Origin of the sequence: Paenibacillus chitinolyticus NBRC 15660, assembly GCF_000739915.1 — a bacterium.
Lineage (GTDB): Bacteria > Bacillota > Bacilli > Paenibacillales > NBRC-103111 > Paenibacillus_F > Paenibacillus_F chitinolyticus.
Map to the genome: position 1 here is coordinate 72,364 of NZ_BBJT01000016.1, position 17,037 is coordinate 89,400.

Annotated in this window: 15 protein-coding genes and 1 riboswitch; of the genes, 2 read left to right on the forward strand and 13 right to left on the reverse strand. The window is 55.4% G+C overall.

Translation table 11 applies throughout. The annotated features are described in order from the left end of the window. Window positions 1–41 precede the first annotated feature (41 nt). Window positions 42–470, forward strand: a complete 429-nt coding sequence (locus PCH01S_RS26255) for a thiol-disulfide oxidoreductase DCC family protein (RefSeq protein WP_042234829.1) — start codon at window positions 42–44, stop codon at window positions 468–470. A gap of 71 nt (window positions 471–541) precedes the next feature. Here PCH01S_RS26255 and PCH01S_RS26260 read toward each other — a convergent pair whose 3' ends face one another. Continuing rightward, window positions 542–1,768, reverse strand: coding sequence for a stalk domain-containing protein (locus tag PCH01S_RS26260; RefSeq protein ID WP_042234832.1), 1,227 nt, complete (start codon window positions 1,766–1,768; stop codon window positions 542–544). Between the two features lie 309 nt (window positions 1,769–2,077). On the opposite strand from PCH01S_RS26260, the gene PCH01S_RS30995 reads away from it, so the two are divergent. Beyond that, complete coding sequence (locus PCH01S_RS30995) at window positions 2,078–2,230, forward strand: hypothetical protein (protein ID WP_164977159.1); 153 nt, start codon at window positions 2,078–2,080, stop codon at window positions 2,228–2,230. A 201-nt stretch (window positions 2,231–2,431) separates the two neighbouring features. Here PCH01S_RS30995 and purD read toward each other — a convergent pair whose 3' ends face one another. The 12 genes from purD to purE all read right to left on the reverse strand — a co-directional run bounded on the left by purD (window position 2,432) and on the right by purE (window position 16,325). Next, on the reverse strand, window positions 2,432–3,700 hold the full coding sequence (purD, locus tag PCH01S_RS26265; protein ID WP_042234834.1) for a phosphoribosylamine--glycine ligase: 1,269 nt from the start codon (window positions 3,698–3,700) through the stop codon (window positions 2,432–2,434). A 19-nt stretch (window positions 3,701–3,719) separates the two neighbouring features. Beyond that, on the reverse strand, window positions 3,720–5,264 hold the full coding sequence (purH, locus tag PCH01S_RS26270) for a bifunctional phosphoribosylaminoimidazolecarboxamide formyltransferase/IMP cyclohydrolase (RefSeq protein ID WP_042234836.1): 1,545 nt from the start codon (window positions 5,262–5,264) through the stop codon (window positions 3,720–3,722). 90 nt (window positions 5,265–5,354) lie between these two features. Then, window positions 5,355–5,990 carry a phosphoribosylglycinamide formyltransferase gene (gene purN, locus PCH01S_RS26275; RefSeq protein WP_042234838.1) on the reverse strand — a complete coding sequence of 212 codons (636 nt, stop codon included), beginning with the start codon at window positions 5,988–5,990 and terminating at the stop codon, window positions 5,355–5,357. A 1-nt stretch (window position 5,991) separates the two neighbouring features. Further along, on the reverse strand, window positions 5,992–7,032 hold the full coding sequence (gene purM, locus PCH01S_RS26280; RefSeq protein ID WP_042234840.1) for a phosphoribosylformylglycinamidine cyclo-ligase: 1,041 nt from the start codon (window positions 7,030–7,032) through the stop codon (window positions 5,992–5,994). A gap of 123 nt (window positions 7,033–7,155) precedes the next feature. After that, window positions 7,156–8,637: an amidophosphoribosyltransferase gene (gene purF / locus PCH01S_RS26285; RefSeq protein WP_042234861.1), complete on the reverse strand. Its 1,482-nt coding sequence runs from the start codon at window positions 8,635–8,637 to the stop codon at window positions 7,156–7,158. Then, a complete protein-coding gene (purL, locus tag PCH01S_RS26290) occupies window positions 8,622–10,865 on the reverse strand; it encodes a phosphoribosylformylglycinamidine synthase subunit PurL (protein WP_042234843.1) in 2,244 nt (747 codons plus the stop codon). Before purL ends, purF begins: the two co-directional genes overlap by 16 nt. Beyond that, window positions 10,843–11,538, reverse strand: coding sequence for a phosphoribosylformylglycinamidine synthase subunit PurQ (gene purQ, locus PCH01S_RS26295; protein ID WP_042234845.1), 696 nt, complete (start codon window positions 11,536–11,538; stop codon window positions 10,843–10,845). The genes purL and purQ overlap by 23 nt, the downstream gene beginning before the upstream one ends. A 20-nt stretch (window positions 11,539–11,558) precedes the next feature. After that, entirely contained in the window at window positions 11,559–11,798 is a 240-nt protein-coding gene (gene purS, locus PCH01S_RS26300) for a phosphoribosylformylglycinamidine synthase subunit PurS (RefSeq protein ID WP_009675257.1), read from the reverse strand. Between the two features lie 346 nt (window positions 11,799–12,144). Continuing rightward, a complete protein-coding gene (locus PCH01S_RS26305) occupies window positions 12,145–13,038 on the reverse strand; it encodes a phosphoribosylaminoimidazolesuccinocarboxamide synthase (protein ID WP_009675271.1) in 894 nt (297 codons plus the stop codon). 30 nt (window positions 13,039–13,068) lie between these two features. Continuing rightward, entirely contained in the window at window positions 13,069–14,364 is a 1,296-nt protein-coding gene (gene purB, locus PCH01S_RS26310) for an adenylosuccinate lyase (protein ID WP_042234849.1), read from the reverse strand. 162 nt (window positions 14,365–14,526) lie between these two features. After that, a complete protein-coding gene (gene purK / locus PCH01S_RS26315; RefSeq protein WP_042234863.1) occupies window positions 14,527–15,726 on the reverse strand; it encodes a 5-(carboxyamino)imidazole ribonucleotide synthase in 1,200 nt (399 codons plus the stop codon). 113 nt (window positions 15,727–15,839) lie between these two features. Continuing rightward, window positions 15,840–16,325: a 5-(carboxyamino)imidazole ribonucleotide mutase gene (gene purE / locus PCH01S_RS26320; protein ID WP_042234851.1), complete on the reverse strand. Its 486-nt coding sequence runs from the start codon at window positions 16,323–16,325 to the stop codon at window positions 15,840–15,842. A 161-nt stretch (window positions 16,326–16,486) separates the two neighbouring features. Next, a riboswitch (purine riboswitch) is annotated at window positions 16,487–16,589 on the reverse strand. Window positions 16,590–17,037: the final 448 nt, after the last annotated feature.

Below are 17,037 nucleotides of genomic sequence, written 5' to 3' on the forward strand. Positions count from 1 at the left end.
TATACTTGACGTATACTCACTAGGACGGGCGGGTGATCCCTATGAAGGCTCCAACCGGCGGCCCGGAAGCCATCTCCGGGCCTGTGGTCTTGTTCGACGGCGTCTGCAACCTGTGCAATGCCGCCGTCCGGTTCACCGTGCGCCGCGACCCGGCCGGACAAGTCCGGTTCGCGGCGCTGCAGTCGGAAGCCGGGCAGCGGCTGCTTGCCCGGCACGGCCTGCCTGCGGCCTCCTTCGATTCCTTCGTGCTCATCGAAGGAGGCCGCGTCTACACGCAGTCGTCCGCCGGACTGCGTGTGCTGCGCCGGCTGCGGTACCCGTGGCCGCTGCTGTACGGCTTCGTGGCGGTGCCGAAGCCGATCCGCGATGCGGTGTACCGCTGGATCGCGCGCAACCGCTACCGCTGGTTCGGGCAGCGGGACGTGTGCATGGTCCCCACGCCGGAGCTGCGCCGGCGGTTTCTGGACTAACCGCCCCGCTCCCCGCAAAAACAAATAACCGGCATCTCATCGCGAGACGCCGGTTATTTTCTTTTACAGCCTTATTGGAACGTAGCTTCCATTTGGTTTTGTTCATGCGTTTGAAGCTGAGCTTCCGAAGATTTTTGATTGGACTGGGCTTGGAAGCCCGTCAGCGTACGCGCTGTAGCTTCGCTCTTCGGATGTCCGTTTACGAATTCACCTTCGAACAAAAGGTTTCCGTTGGCATCGTACAGACGTCCGTAGCCTTCAGCACAGTTTTGGCGGAATCCGCCCTCATAGATGACGGTTCCCTTCTCGTTGTATTCCGTTCCGAAGCCGTCACGCTTGCCGTCTTTGTACATGCCGACATATTTCCAGCCGTCCGTCCAGTAGAAAACTCCGGCACATTTAATTTGACCTTTGGAGAAAAAGCCTTCGAACTTGCTTCCGTCAGCCCAGTCGATTTTGCCGACGCCATCGAACTCGTCTTTATCGAAGAAACCGACATACTTGTTATAACCCGTTATGCTGCCCGGCGGTTCGCCGCAAGGTTCCCACGCCCAGTAGTAGGTGCCGTATCCCTGCTTCAGGCCCGCTTTCCACATACCGTCGTACTCCAGGTGCTTATCGGCGTAATACGATTTGCCTTGTCCGTGGAATTTGTTATCTTTCCAGTTTCCGTCATAGCGGAGCACACCGTTCGAGTCGTAATACTTTCCTTTGCCCTCAAACTTGCTGTTCACCATATACCCGTCGTAGAACACTTTGCCGTTCGGATAAAAGATCTTGATGTAACCGGTATAACCTTGGTTACCTTGAGTCAGCGCTTTTGGAGCTTGTGCGGAACTCGTCAGCTTACCTGTGTAAAGGGTCTCCAGCACACTCGTTTGAAGTGTATCGTTTAATGAAATAAGTCCTTTTTCCCCGTCCACCTTCAGCTTGCGTCCTGTCAGGTCTGCGAAGGCTTGCAGGTTAAGCTTGTTCCCGCCTTGAATAACGGCGGCCCCTGCTTTTACACTTTCCCCATTCACTACAAAAGAGCTTGAGCCGGACACCAGCTCGATTTTGGAACCGTCTTTGGACACGGTCCAGCCTGTACCGTACACGCTTTGCTGCACAGTGTAGCCGAGACTGCCAAGAACCGGTGCCAAATCTACATAAGCCGTATCACCGGAAATTTGCGGTTCTGCCGACAGTCCGATTGCCTTGTCGTTGACTTGTAACTGCGTTCCAGAGGCTGCGGAAGCCGCAAGCGGAAGCAGGAACAAAGCCAGCATCATAGTCAATCCGTAAACTAACTTTCTCATTTCTCACCCTCCCAGATACAAATCTTTTCTGTTCTACTTTACGATACATAATGTAACTTGTAAATAGGTTATTTGAATTATTGATACAAAATGTTTCTAAAGTAGATTAGCACCCCTGCTTGGCCTATCCACCTTGTGAATATCCTTGCCGTTTAAGGCCATACTAAGCCGGATAGCTCTGCTCTTGCGTCTTTGAAAACCAGTATTCTAGCATTTTCCGTGATCAAAATACCGGGCGGTTGTGTTCTTTTATTTAAATAATAAGAAACAATTTTTCAAAGTATTACGGCATATTGGAGGGTTTCGTATATGGGCACTATCTGGACATTTATATGCGGGCACTGGATTTCGATCGTGATGATTTTGGGCTGCCTGATCGCCATTTACGTGGTATATAGCAAAAGAAACGAGCTTCAGCTCTACTGGTTGAACAAAAGGGAAGCGAGAAAGCGCAGATCGTAAATGATGCGCTCTCTGCGGCGACTCTGCTTACGACATGGAGCACACTGCCTTTGTAGTCGGCCAAAATCACAAAAAAACGCACGGAACTTCCTGGTAAGGAAGCCACGTGCGTTTTTTCGGTTAACCCTGAACTTCAAAGCAAACTTACCTTATAGTAGAAGCAACCCCACCGACGCGGCGGATGCCCGCATCCGCCTGCCCTTACTTCATCGCGTTCAGTGCCTTCAACGCGATATCCGTCCGGTTCTGCTTCCCTTCGAAGGAGATGCGGTCCGCGGCGGCGTACGCCTTCTCGCGCGCATCGGCAATGTCACGGCCCAGCGCCGTGACGCCAAGCACACGGCCGCCGCTGGTGACCAGCCGGCCGTCTTCAAGCGCCGTACCCGCATGGAACACGAGGGCGCCGCCTACGGCGTCCAGGCCCTCGATGGGCAGTCCTTTCGGGTACGAGCCGGGATAGCCGCCGGATGCGAGGATCACGCATACGGCCGCTTCTTCGCTCCACTCGATGGCAAGGTCCGCAAGGCGGCCTTCGAGTGTCGCCAGAATGATCTCCAGCAGGTCGGTTTTCAGCCGGGGCAGAATGACCTGCGTCTCCGGATCGCCGAAGCGAGCGTTGAACTCGATCGTCTTCGGTCCGTCCGCGGTGATCATCAGTCCCGCGTAGAGTACGCCGCGGAACGGGCGCCCTTCCTTCACCATCGCTTCTGCCGCCGGCTTCACGATGGTGTCCAGCGCCTGCTGCACGATCTCCTGCGGGATGTGCGGCACCGGCGAATAAGTGCCCATGCCGCCGGTGTTGGGTCCCTTGTCCCCGTCGAAAACCGGCTTATGGTCCTGGGAAGGCACCATCGGCTTCACGACATTGCCGTCAACGAACGCGAGCAGGGACATTTCCTGTCCTTGCAGGAATTCTTCGATGACGACGCGGTTGCCGGAAGCGCCGAACTGCTTCTCGACCATAATTTCCTTCAACGCCTTCTCCGCTTCCTCCAGCGTCGACGCCACGATCACGCCTTTGCCCGCGGCCAGTCCGTCCGCTTTGATGACGATCGGCGCTCCGAGCTTGCGCAGGTAAGCCAGCGCAGCCTCATAGTCCTCGAACGCTTCATAAGCGGCCGTAGGAATCTCGTATTTTTTCAGCAAATGCTTCATAAATACTTTGCTTCCTTCAATCTCCGCCGCCGCCCGGTTCGGCCCGTATGCGCGGATGCCGTGTTCTTCCAGGTAATCCACGATGCCTTCGTAGAGCGGATCGTCCGGTCCCACGACGACCAGATCAATGGCGTTCTGACGGACGAATTCCGCGATCTCGGCAAACTGGAACTCCGTAATCGGCACACATTCCGCCAATTCGGCAATGCCTCCGTTGCCCGGTGCGCAGAACAGAGCCGTCACCTTCGGGCTTTTGCGAAGCGACCAGACGATCGCATGCTCCCGGCCTCCCCGGCCGATAACCAATATGCGCATAGTGTCCCGCCTCCCGCTTCTAGTGTTTGAAATGACGAACGCCGGTCATCACCATGGCGATGCCTTTGTCGTTTGCCACTTTAATCGATTCTTCGTCTTTAATCGAACCGCCCGGCTGAATGACCGCCGTAATCCCCGCTGCAGCGGCAATTTCCAGCGTATCGCCCATCGGGAAGAACGCGTCGGAGGCGAGTACCGCACCCTTGGCTTTCTCGCCCGCCTGCTCGATGGCAATCTTGGCGGCGCCTACACGGTTCATCTGGCCCGCGCCGATTCCGATCGTCATGTCCTCGGTCACCAGTACGATCGCGTTGGATTTTACATGCTTGACGACTTTCCAGGCCAGCAGCAATTGCTTCAGTTCGGCTTCCGTCGGCTCGCGGTCGGTAGCCGTCTTAAGATCGCCCTCGGAAATCGCGTGAACATCGCTCTCTTGTACGAGCATGCCGCCTTCTACGGAAGTGACCAGATGCAGCGCCTTGCGCTGTCCTTCGGTAAAGTTGCCCAGTTTCAGCAAACGGATGTTTTTCTTCTTCTGAAGAATTTCCAATGCTTCCGCCGTAAAGTCAGGCGCGATGACGATTTCCAGGAAGATTTCGTGCAGCAGTTGCGCCGTTTCCCCGTCGATCGGACGGTTGGCCGCGATAATTCCGCCGAAAATGGACGTAGGGTCGGCCGCGTATGCTTTCTCGTACGCTTCCTTCACCGACGTGCCGATTCCGACGCCGCAAGGGTTCATATGCTTCACGGCGACGACAGCGGGCTCTGTAAATTCTTTCACGATTTGCAGGGCTGCGTTCGCATCGTTGATGTTATTATAAGAAAGCTCTTTGCCGTGGATCTGCTCCGCTGTCGCGATGCTTCCTTCACCGGCAAGCGGTTTGCGGTAGAACGCCGCTTTCTGATGGGGATTTTCCCCGTAGCGCAGGTCCTGGACCTTCTCATACGTAACCGTATAGCGTTCCGGGAATTCTTCGCCCACTTGTCCGGACAAATATTCGGAGATCAGGGAATCGTAAGCCGCCGTATGACGGAAAACTTTCGCCGCCAGGCGTTTGCGCGTTTCGAGTGTCGTATCGGCATTTTCACGGACTTCGGTAAGTACCGTGTCATAATCGGCCGCATCCACCACGACCGAGACGAAAGCATGGTTCTTCGCTGCCGAGCGCAGCATCGTAGGTCCGCCGATGTCGATGTTTTCCACCGCATCCGCATACTCCACATCCGGCTTTGCGATCGTTTGCGCGAACGGGTACAGGTTGACGATCACAAGGTCGATATACCCGAGGCCCAGCTCTTCCATCACTTTGCGGTGCTCCGCATCGTCACGGATGGCCAGAAGACCGCTGTGTACGGCGGGATGCAGTGTTTTTACGCGCCCGTCGAGAATTTCCGGAAATCCCGTCACGTCGGAAATTCCGATGACCGGCACTCCCTCTTTTTCCAGAAGGGTCTTCGTTCCCCCCGTCGAAATAAGCTCGACGCCCAGCTTTGCCAGCTCCGACGCGAATTCCACAATGCCCGTTTTGTCCGATACGCTGATTAACGCTCTTTTGATTGCCACGATTTCTCCTCCTATGGGTTGGAAAGTCTAATTTGAACCTTTGTATACTAAATGCGATTAAATCTCGCCCTGTACAAAAAGCTTGTTCTATTACTCCGCTGCCTTGGCGGTCTGCGGTTCCGAAATACGCACAAGCCGGCCTTCCAGCGTCACGCGGTCTTCCGCGATCCAGCCGATCGCAAGAGGAAGCAGCTCATGCTCCGCCGCATGCACGCGCTCCGTCAAGCTCTCGACCGTATCGTCCTCCCGGATTTCAAGAGCACGCTGGGCGATAATCGGTCCCGAATCGAGCCCGCCGTCAACATAATGCACCGTAACGCCGGTCACTTTAACGCCGTATTCCAGCGCCTGGGCAATCCCTTTGATTCCCGGAAAAGCCGGAAGCAGAGACGGATGCACATTAATCATCCGGCCGTAAAACGGCTCCACCAGCACCGGCGTCAAGATACGCATGTAACCGGCGAGCACGATCAGATCAATTTCCTTCTCCCGCAGAAGCTGCAGGATTTCGGTCTCGTAAGCTTCCCGGCTGTCGTACGCTTTGGGAGAAAAAGCGAAAACAGGCACTTCCGCCTGTTTTGCCCGTTCCACCACTTTCGACTGCGGCCGGTCGCTGACGAGCAGCGCGAGCTCTGCTTCAAGTCTGCCGCCGCGCACGGCGTCCGCGACCGCTTGAAAATTCGACCCGCTTCCCGAGGCAAACACGGCGATCCGCAGTTGTCCCATTCTAGACCTCCGCGCCTTCGAACGTCACGATTTTGCCGCCTTCCGTCACTTCCCCGATCCGGTATGCGTCATGACCGTACGATGCGGCAATCTCCAGCGCCTTCTCCGCATCTTCCTGAGCCACGATAATAACCATGCCGATTCCCATGTTGAACGTACGGAACATATCATTGTTCGTGATGTTTCCTTCGCGCTGCATGAGAGAGAAGATCGGCAGAATCGGCCAAGAACCGTACTGAATGTTCACGTTCACGCCTTCCGGCAGTGTACGCGGGATGTTTTCCAGGAAGCCTCCGCCCGTAATGTGCGCAGCGCCTTTGATGCCCACCTGCTCCAGAATGCCGAGAACCGGCTTCACATACAGCTTCGTCGGCTCCAGCAGCACGTCGCCGAGGACTCCGCCAAGCTCGTCGATCGTGTCCGTCAGGTTGTGTCCCTTCTCTTCCAGAAGCAGTTTGCGCACCAGCGAGAAGCCGTTGCTGTGCACGCCGCTCGAAGCAAGACCGATCACGGCGTCGCCGGGGCGGACGGTGGAGCCGTCGATGATTTTTTTCTTATCCACGATTCCTACGGTAAAACCGGCAATGTCATACTCCCCTTCGGTATACATCCCCGGCATTTCCGCCGTTTCTCCGCCGATCAGCGAACAGCCGGACTCCGCGCAGCCGTCGGCAATTCCTTTTACAATCGCTTCGATCTTCTCGGGAATGACACGGTCGCAGGCCAGATAGTCCAGGAAAAAGAGCGGCTCCGCACCCTGCACCACGATATCGTTGACGCACATCGCCACCGCATCGATCCCGATCGTATCGTGCTTGTCCATCGCAAACGCGATTTTGAGCTTCGTTCCGACGCCGTCGGTGCCCGATACGAGTACCGGCTCTTCGTATTTGTCCTTGTTCAGGCTGAACAACGAGCCGAATCCGCCGAGTCCCGTCAGCACTTCCGGACGGAATGTTCTCTGCACATGTTTCTTCATCCGTTCAACGGCTTCGTTACCGGCCGCGATGTCGACGCCCGCTTTTTTATATGCCTCCGACACTTGTCTCACTCCCTAATGGTTTGAAAAGCACACCGCTAAAACACGGTGATACCTTCCATGCTTGATTGTCTTTTGATTCGTACATGTTGAATCTATCGTTAAACGTATCGGCAGCACCGCGGTTTAACAGCCGCAGCCCACCGCATTTTCGCTATCGTTCACGTAAGTCACATAACGATTATCGAAACAGCCCGTGCAGAAGCCGCCGTTCTCCACGCCGTCCTTGCGGCCGATGGAGTCGATCAGCCCTTCTTGGGTGAGGAAGTACAGCGAGTCCGCATTGATCGCCTGGCGGATCTCTTCGATCGTCTTCTGCGCCGCGATCAGGTCTTTGCGGCTCGGCGTATCGATTCCGTAGAAGCACGGGTTCTGGAACGGCGGCGAAGAGATGCGCACGTGCACTTCCGTCGCTCCCGCTTCCCGGAGCAGGTTCACGATGCGCAGCGAAGTCGTACCCCGGACAATCGAATCGTCGATCATGACGACGCGCTTGCCTTCCACAACCTTGCGCACGGCGCTCAGTTTCATCTTCACGCCCTGCTCCCGCAGCTCCTGGCTCGGCTGGATGAAAGTCCGGCCCGTGTAGCGGTTTTTGATCAGTCCAAGCTCGTAAGGAATCCCGGTCTGCTCGGCAAAACCGATGGCGGCCGACGTGCTGGAATCCGGCACGCCGGTCACCAGATCCGCGTCCACGAACGCTTCCGACGCGAGGCGTTTGCCCATCCGCTTGCGGGCGGAGTGGACGTTAATCGCATCGATGTCGCTGTCGGGACGGGCGAAATAGATATATTCCATCGCGCATGTAGCGCGTGTCTGACTTTCCGTGAAACGGTCTTCCGTGAGCCCGTTGCGGTCCAGGACCAGCAGCTCGCCCGGCAGAAGATCACGCATGTATGTGCCGCCGACGATGTCGAAGGCGCAGGACTCCGACGCGAACAGATACGCGTCGCCGAGCTTGCCCATCGCAAAAGGCCGCAGCCCGTTCGGGTCGAGCGCCGCGATCAGCTTGTCCTTCGTCAGGATGAGGAACGCGTAGGCGCCGATCACCTGCTGCAGGGCGTCTTTGACCGCGTCGACAATGTCATCGTGCTTGGAGCGCGCGATAAGGTGCGCGACCACTTCGGTGTCGCTCGTCGTCTGGAAGATCGAGCCCTGCTTTTCGAGCTGCTGGCGGATTTCGCCGGCGTTCACCAGGTTGCCGTTCGTCGCAACGGCGAGATCGCCTTCGCGGTATTTGAACACCAAAGGCTGAGCGTTCGCCAGTTTGCTCTCCCCTGCCGTCGAGTAACGCACGTGGGCGATGGCCGACGTGCCGACGAGTGTAGGCAGGTTCGACTGGTCGAACACTTCCTTAACAAGGCCCATGCCCCGGAAGTAGTGAAAATTATCGGCGTCCGCCGTACAAATGCCGGCGCTCTCCTGTCCCCGGTGCTGCAGCGCGTGCAGCCCGTAATAGGACAAGGAAGCCGCGTCCGGATGTCCGAAGACACCGAACACGCCGCATTCCTCTTTTAGCTTGTCGAACAGACCGTCATGTCCGCCGTGACCTTCATTATAGTAAGAACCGGTCCACAGCCCCTTACCCGACGTTACTGCATCAGACATGGTATCGCGTCCTTCCATACCTGCCGCAGCTCCGATATAGAGGCTTGAACGGCAGGTTTTCCGTTTATGTCGACCTTCACGTTCGTTCCGGTTACCGTTCCGATAACTTCCGCCTGTACGTTCTTCTCTTGGAGCAAGGCGATCAGCGCTTCGCGCTTCTCCGGACGGCAGCTGAGCAGGATGCGGGACTGGCTCTCGCTGAAGAGCGCATGATCCGCGCGCAGCTCCGTGCGGAAGTCCACGTCGGCGCCAAGTCCGCCGGAGATGCTGCTTTCCGCTACGGCAGCCGCCAGGCCGCCTTCGGAGAGGTCATGCGCCGAAGCGACCAGACCTTCGCGGATCGCGGTCAGTACGCCTGCGTGCAGGCGTTTCTCGGTCTCCAGGTCCAACTGCGGCGGACGGCCTTCGACCACGCCGTGCACGACCTTCTGGAACTCGCTTCCGCCGAGCTCGGCTTTCGTTTCGCCCAGCAGAACGATAACGTCGCCTTCGTTCTTGAAGCCTTGGGTCGTAATATGATCCGTGTCCTGGATCAGACCGACCATACCGACAACCGGCGTCGGGTAAATCGCGCCCTTCGCGTTCTCGTTATACAGCGACACGTTTCCGCCGATAACCGGCGTGCTCAGCTCGCGGCAGGCTTCCGCCATGCCGTCGACCGCTTTTTCAAGCTGCCAGAAAATTTCCGGCTTCTCCGGGCTTCCGAAGTTCAGGTTGTCCGTCACGGCCAGAGGCTCTCCGCCCGAGCAGACAATGTTGCGAGCCGCTTCGCTGACCGCGATACGTCCGCCTACTTCCGGATCGAGATACACGTAACGGCTGTTGCAGTCCGTTGTCATGGCAAGCGCTTTGCGGGTGCCGCGGATCGTGACAACCGCCGCATCCGAGCCCGGCTGTACGGCCGTGCTTGTGCGTACCATGTAATCGTATTGGTTATAGACCCACTCTTTGCTCGCCACAGTAGGAGAGCCCAGGATGCTTTTCAGCGCCCCGTTCAGATCGGTCACTTCATTGTAACGGGTTGTATCCGTGTTAGCCTGCTCGTTGTAGTAAGCGGGAACAGCGGACGGCTTGTTGTAAACCGGGCACTCGTCGACAAGTGCCGTTACCGGCATATCGCCCACGATTTGACCTTGATGGAAAAGCTTCAGACGGCCGTCGTCGGTCACTTTGCCGACTTTGGCGCAAATGACGCCCCAGCGCTCGAAAATTTCGAGAGCCTGCGCTTCATCCTTCGGATCGATAACGAACAGCATACGCTCCTGGGATTCCGACAGCATCATTTCGTAAGGCGTCATGCCTTCCTCGCGCTGCGGCACTTCGTCCAGATACAGCTCCAGACCGTTGCCCGCCTTGCTCGCCATTTCCGCACTGGAGCAAGTAAGACCTGCGGCGCCCATGTCTTGAATGCCGAGCACGATGCCCGTGTCGATCAGTTCCAGACAGGACTCCATCACGAGCTTCTCCATGAACGGATCGCCCACCTGTACGGCAGGACGTTTCGCTTCGGATTCGCTCGTCAGCTCTTCGGACGCGAAAGTCGCGCCGTGAATACCGTCGCGGCCTGTTGCCGGGCCGACGTAATAAACCGGGTTGCCCACGCCTTTGGCTACGCCGCGCTGGATTTTGTCATGGTCGATCAGACCGACGCACATGGCGTTGACGAGCGGGTTGCCTTCATAGCTTTCGTCAAAGGTAACTTCGCCGCCCACCGTCGGGATTCCGATACAGTTGCCGTAGCCGGCAATACCGGAAACAACGTGCTCGAACAAATATTTAACGCGGTCGTTCTGGAGACGTCCGAAACGCAAGGAGTTCAGAAGCGCCACCGGCCGTGCACCCATCGAGAAAATATCACGGATAATGCCGCCGACTCCCGTTGCCGCGCCCTGGTACGGCTCTATCGCAGACGGATGGTTATGACTTTCGATTTTGAACACGACAGCCTGGTTGTCGCCGATATCCACGATACCCGCGCCCTCGCCGGGACCCATCAATACGCGTTCGCCGGTCGTAGGAAAACGGCGGAGAAGCGGCTTGGAATTTTTGTAGGAGCAGTGCTCCGACCACATTACACTGAAGACGCCGATTTCCACGTAGTTCGGCTTGCGTCCGAGAAATCCGCAGATTTGATCGTATTCCGCATCGGTTACGCCCATCTGCTTATAGATTTTCTGCTCGGCGATCTGCTCCGCGTTCGGTTCCTTAGCGGCTAACTGCTGTGCCATGTTGTTCCCTCCAAGCGTTTAAAATCGACGTAAACATCCGTTTGCCATCAACCGAACCGAGAAGCTCGTCCACGGCCCGTTCCGGATGGGGCATCATGCCCACGATGTTGCCTTCTTTGCTGCAAATTCCCGCGATATCGTCAACCGAACCGTTCGGGTTCGTGTCCGTTTCATAACGGAAAACAATCTGATTGTTCTGCTGAAGCTCGCGCAGCGTCTCTTCGTCGCAGTAGTAATTGCCTTCCCCGTGCGCGATCGGGATGTTGATCACTTCGCCTTCCGCATAATCGGAAGTGAACGGAGTCGCGTTATTCACCACTTTAAGCAAAGTGGAATGACAACGGAATTTAAGCGAGCGGTTGCGCAGCAGCGCGCCGGGCAGCAGGCCCGCTTCCGTCAGGACTTGAAAACCGTTGCAAATGCCAAGAATATATTTGCCCTGCTCCGCCGCTTTCACCAGAGCCTGAGTTACCGAAGCAAAACGGGCAATCGCGCCGCAGCGCAGATAGTCGCCGTAAGAAAAGCCGCCCGGTACGAGAATGCAGTCGTATTCGGACAAGTCCGTGGCCGTATGCCACACGTAATCGACGGGTTCGCCTACCGTGTCCTCGACCGCCTTGTAGCAATCGATGTCACAGTTCGAACCGGGATATACCAGTACCGCAAATTTCATGGGAATGTCCTCCTGATCCGTTAGTTCAGCTCGAAGCGGTAGTCTTCAATGACCGTATTCGCCAGCAGTTTCTCGCACATTGCTTTCAAACGCTCTTCCGCTTCCGCGCGGTCCGTCGTATCCAGTTCCAGCTCCAAATACTTGCCGACGCGTACTTTGCCGACTTCTTCAAATCCCATCGAGTGCAGTGCGCCTTGAACGGCATTTCCCTGCGGATCCAATACACTTTGCTTAATCGTCACATAGACGGTTGCTTTCATTACGGTTTGTCCTCCCTTGGTATCACGATCGCCGTGTGCTTCCATGCGGCTGTCTGACCGTTCTTGGCATCTTGTTTTTTCAATCTTCTGACTCTTTACCCTTGGAAAAGTTAATCTCCTGAAAAATTAGACCGTTTTATTCTTATAATCGCTGTGCTGTAAAGGCGGTTAACCGTCTGTTCCGTCTATCTTTCATGACAAGGATAGTTAACGAACCGATACATTTACACCCAACCCGCCCTGTCGGCTAGGCGGCGCATGCACATCTCTCCCGGATAACGGACCGTGCTCCGAAAGCTTGGACCGGGCTCTGCCTTACGCGGCCAAACCCGGTGCAGCTTCTCTCTTACTCGGTTTCTTCCGTTAAACGCTGTAGAATCTCGCGGTATCTGCGGGAAGTTTCCTCCACCACGGAATCCGGAAGCGGGTCCGGTGCGCTGTTCTTATCCCAGCCGGAGTTCGCCAGATACGTGCGGACAGGTTCTTTGTCCATCGAATCGATTTCCGTATCCAGCTCGTACTTATCCTTGGCCCAGTAGCGCGAAGAATCCGGCGTGAAAATTTCGTCGATCAGAATCAGCTCGTTGCCGATAAATCCGAATTCGAACTTTGTATCCGCCAAAATGATTCCGCGGTGCTCGCAATACGTATGAGCGAGGGTATAAAGCATGACGCTCTTGGTCATCAACTGCTCCGTTACCTTCTCGCCGACCAGCTCGCACATTTGATCGTAGGTGATGTCCTCGTCGTGACCGACATCGTTCTTCGCGGCCGGAGTGAAGATCGGGTGCTCCAGCACCTGGTTCTTGCGCAGCCCCTCCGGAAGCCTGATGCCGTTGATCATACCGGTTTCCTGGTACTGGCGCCAGCCTCCGCCCGTAATATAGCCGCGTACGACGCATTCAACCGGAATGCGGGTCGCTTTTTTGGTGACCATTACACGGTCTTTCAAAAGCGCCGGCTCCGTTACAAGATCCCCCAGGAGCTCGACGTCGCAGTGCACCACGTGATTTTCCATAAAAGGCGTCGTCAGCTCAAACCAGAACTTGCTCAGCGTGTTGAGCACGTTGCCCTTATCCGGCACAGCCGGGTCCAGCACATAGTCGAAAGCGGAGATGCGGTCCGTGACGACGATCAGGAAATGCTCGCCCAAGTCGTACAATTCACGGACTTTGCCTTTGTATACCAAAGGGGCTTTAATGAGATGTTCGGCGGTCGACAATGCGACGGATGCGCCCATGTTTGCGTCCTCCCAAGCAGTAGTTCTGAATTATTTTAAGCCCAGACGGTCAAAAATCGTATCCACATGCTTCAGGTGCCAGCTTGGGTTGAAGCAGTCTTCGATTTCCTCCGCACTCAACAGCTCGGTGATGGCAGCGGTGTTTTCCACGATTTCGCGGAACGAACGCTGCTCTTCCCAGGCCTGCATGGCGCGAGGCTGTACCGTATCGTAGGCCTGCTCGCGGCTGAAACCCTTGTCGATCAGCTTCGTCATAACACGGCCGGAGAAAGGTACGCCGTACGTGCTCTGCATGTTGCGCTTCATATTTTCAGGGAACACCGTCAAGTTCTTTACGATGTTGCCGAAACGATTGAGCATATAGTTGAGCAGGATCGTCGCATCCGGCAAAATAATGCGCTCGACGGAGGAGTGCGAAATATCGCGCTCGTGCCACAGCGTGACGTTCTCATAAGCGGAAACCATGTGACCGCGGATGACGCGGGACAAACCGGAAATATTCTCCGATCCGATCGGATTCCGTTTGTGAGGCATTGCCGACGAACCTTTTTGTCCTTTGGCAAAAGCTTCTTCCACTTCGCGGAACTCACTCTTCTGAAGAGCGCGTACCTCTGTCGCGAACTTGTCCAAAGACGTGGCGATCAGGGCGAGAGTGGCCATATATTCCGCATGACGGTCGCGCTGAAGGGTCTGTGTCGAAATCGGAGCCGGGTTCGTACCCAAACGCTCACACACGTAGCGCTCCACGAAAGGATCGATGTTCGCGTAAGTGCCCACAGCGCCGGAAATCTTACCGTACTGCACACCGTCCGCCGCAAAACGGAAACGCTCCAGGTTCCGTTTCATTTCTTCATACCACAGGGCCATTTTCAGACCGAAGGTAGTCGGCTCGGCATGAACGCCGTGCGTGCGTCCCATCATAGCGGTATGTTTGTGCTCGATCGCTTTGTTTTTAAGAATTCCGATGAAGTTGAGAAGATCTTTTTCAAGAATTTCGTTCGCCTGCTTCAAAAGATAGCCCAGAGCCGTATCCACAACGTCCGTGGAAGTCAGGCCATAGTGCACCCATTTGCGCTCGGGACCAAGCTTCTCGGATACCGCGCGCGTGAAGGCAATCACGTCATGACGGGTTTCCTGCTCGATTTCATAAATGCGGTCCATATCAAAATCCGCTTTGGCGCGCAGTTCTTTCACGTCTTCCTTAGGAATGACGCCAAGCTCTGACCAAGCCTCGCAGGAGAGAATTTCAACTTCAAGCCATGCCTTGAATTTGTTTTCTTCCGTCCAAATGTTGACCATTTCTGGCCGGCTGTATCTTTCGATCATCGTTAACCCTCCATCTGTGTTTCGATTGAGTTGGAACCCTTTTATGTGCCTCGAACTTCTGTTGTTGCTCATGTTCAATGGACCGGCTCATCCGTGATTGTACTGCATCTCCGCTGGAATTGCCCGCATCTTGTCGCCTTACCGGTCTCAAAACTCTTTGACCTAACTTATAGAATCCCAGATACCGGTACGTTCCATCCATTCGGCGGCTTTCGCCGTATCGCTCGTTAGAAGGTTAATGTGCCCCATCTTGCGCTTCGTCTTCGCTTCGTCTTTTCCATACAAATGAAGCTTGGGCGTTACCCCCGAATCGGAGGCCTCGCTTTCCTCGGAACAGAACCATTTCAGCAGAGGTTCCATATGCTCTCCGAGCACATTCACCATCACTACCGGTGTCAGCAGTTCCGTAGGACCGAGAGGCAGATTGCAGACAGCCCGTACGTGCTGCTCAAACTGCGAAGTCAGGCAGGCTTCCATAGTATAATGCCCCGAGTTATGCGGCCTTGGTGCGAGCTCATTCACGAACAGCTCCCCGTCCTTTGTCAAAAACATCTCTACGGCGATCAACCCGACCGCTTTCATCGACTCCGCGATGCGAATCGCCAGACGTTCGGCCTCTTCTTGAACGGAGGCGCTGATCCGGGCCGGCACGATCGACATATGCAAAATATTCTCGACATGAATATTTTCCGCTGCCGGAAAAGCTTTCACCTCTCCGCGGGGACTCCGCGCCGCGATTACCGAGATCTCCTTCTCGAACCGGATAAACTGTTCGAGCACCAGATCCGTTCCGGCCCGGCTAAGTTCGGCAAAAGCGTCGGGAATCTCATCCGCCGAGCGGATGACCCACTGGCCTTTGCCGTCGTATCCGCCGGTTGCGGTCTTCAGCACGCAGGGGGTTCCGAATTTGCCGACAGCCGCGCGAAGATCCTCTTCGCTTGTAATCTCGGCATATGGGGCCACCCTCACGCCGGCTGCCTCGATCGCACGCTTCTCGCGAAGCCTGTGCTGCGTCGTGTACAGGAGGGCGCTGCCCTGCGGGACGTGGGCTTCCTGCGTCAGCAACTTCGTCACGGCGGCGTCGACGTTCTCAAATTCGTACGTGATTACGTCGGACACTCTCGCAAGCTCGCGCGCCGCGTCCACGTCTCCGTACGAAGCCTGGATCTGCCGGTCGGCCACTTGTCCGCACGGCGAATCTGCACCCGGTTCAAGTGTAACGAACCGGTAGCCCATGTTTCGGCCCGCAAGCGCCAGCATGCGGCCGAGCTGGCCTCCGCCCAGAACACCGATGGTGCTTCCGGGCGGGATGACTTTGTGCTGCTCCGGTGTCGCATGCGCGGCGGCCTTCTCCATGGACATTGCCATAACCGCGGCATTGCTTTCCTGCTGAGGCTTAGTCTCTCGTGCTTGCGCAGAGCCTGATCCTACATTCAGCTTATCCTTTGCTGTTTCTTCTCCGCTGTTCTTCGCCGTCATTCAAGCTCACTCGCTTCCAACACTTGTGCTTTGATGCGTTCGCGGCGCTCACGCACTTTATTTTGAAGCTCGGGCTCGAATGCTCCAAGAATTTGCGCCGCCAGCAGTCCGGCATTCGCAGCTCCTGCCTCTCCGATCGCTACGGTAGCCACGGGAATACCCGCCGGCATCTGTACGATCGAGAGAAGGGAATCCAGCCCGTTCAGCGCTCTGCTTTTAACGGGAACCCCGATAACGGGCAGCTCCGTCTTCGCTGCCACCATGCCCGGCAGGTGAGCGGCGCCTCCTGCTCCCGCGATAATGATCCGCAGTCCGCGTTCAGCAGCCTGCTCGGCATATTGGAACATCAAGTCCGGTGTACGGTGTGCCGACACGACTTTCTTCTCATAAGGGATGCCGAATTCGTCCAGCACATCGCAAGCATGCTTCATCGTTTCCCAATCCGATTTACTTCCCATAATGACTCCAACTCGTGCTGACATCTCCGTAACCCGCCTTTACTATCATATTGGTAACCACTTTAAATAGAAAGTCCCAAGCCTCAGCTTTTCATCTCCCGACGCAAAAAAAGCCCAGAGATAGATTACTTCCTTCTATCTGCCGGACTGCAAGAGACACAAACATAAGGAACCCCCCTTCTGGGATCCCCTCGCTTCGCTCTCGTAGTCCAAAACTTTACGGCTTTTGGGTAGAAACTTTCGGGCCATATCCCCGATGATTATACGAGATTGTAAACATCTATATTCACGTGCTTTGTCAGGTATTGTCGCTCCTCTAGTGTACCAGTTACCTTTTTGACTGTCAAACGAAATACGAACATTCAATTCGTAAAAAAGAAGTAAAGTTCGCTTTCTGTTCTTAAATGCCTTCCGAAAGGCTGTTCAAAACCGTTTTCCTTAAACAGTTTAGTGAAAAAGCATGCTTGTTTATCCTTAAATTCACAGGATACTGCTCTTTAATATACGCTTTTTTTATAAGACCTTGATCTTGCGAAAACAATTTCTTATTTCATTCGACTTCATTCAACAAATGGCTTAAACTCTCTGTTTACAAGAACGTCCGTTTTAACTAAAGCTCATCACGCATTCATTAGGTAGAGATCTTAGTAAGAAAAGGGACCTTTAATTAGTAAAAAGTCGGGTACAACAAAAAGAGTCCTTTTGAACGGTTACGTTCAAAAGGACTCTCATTTGC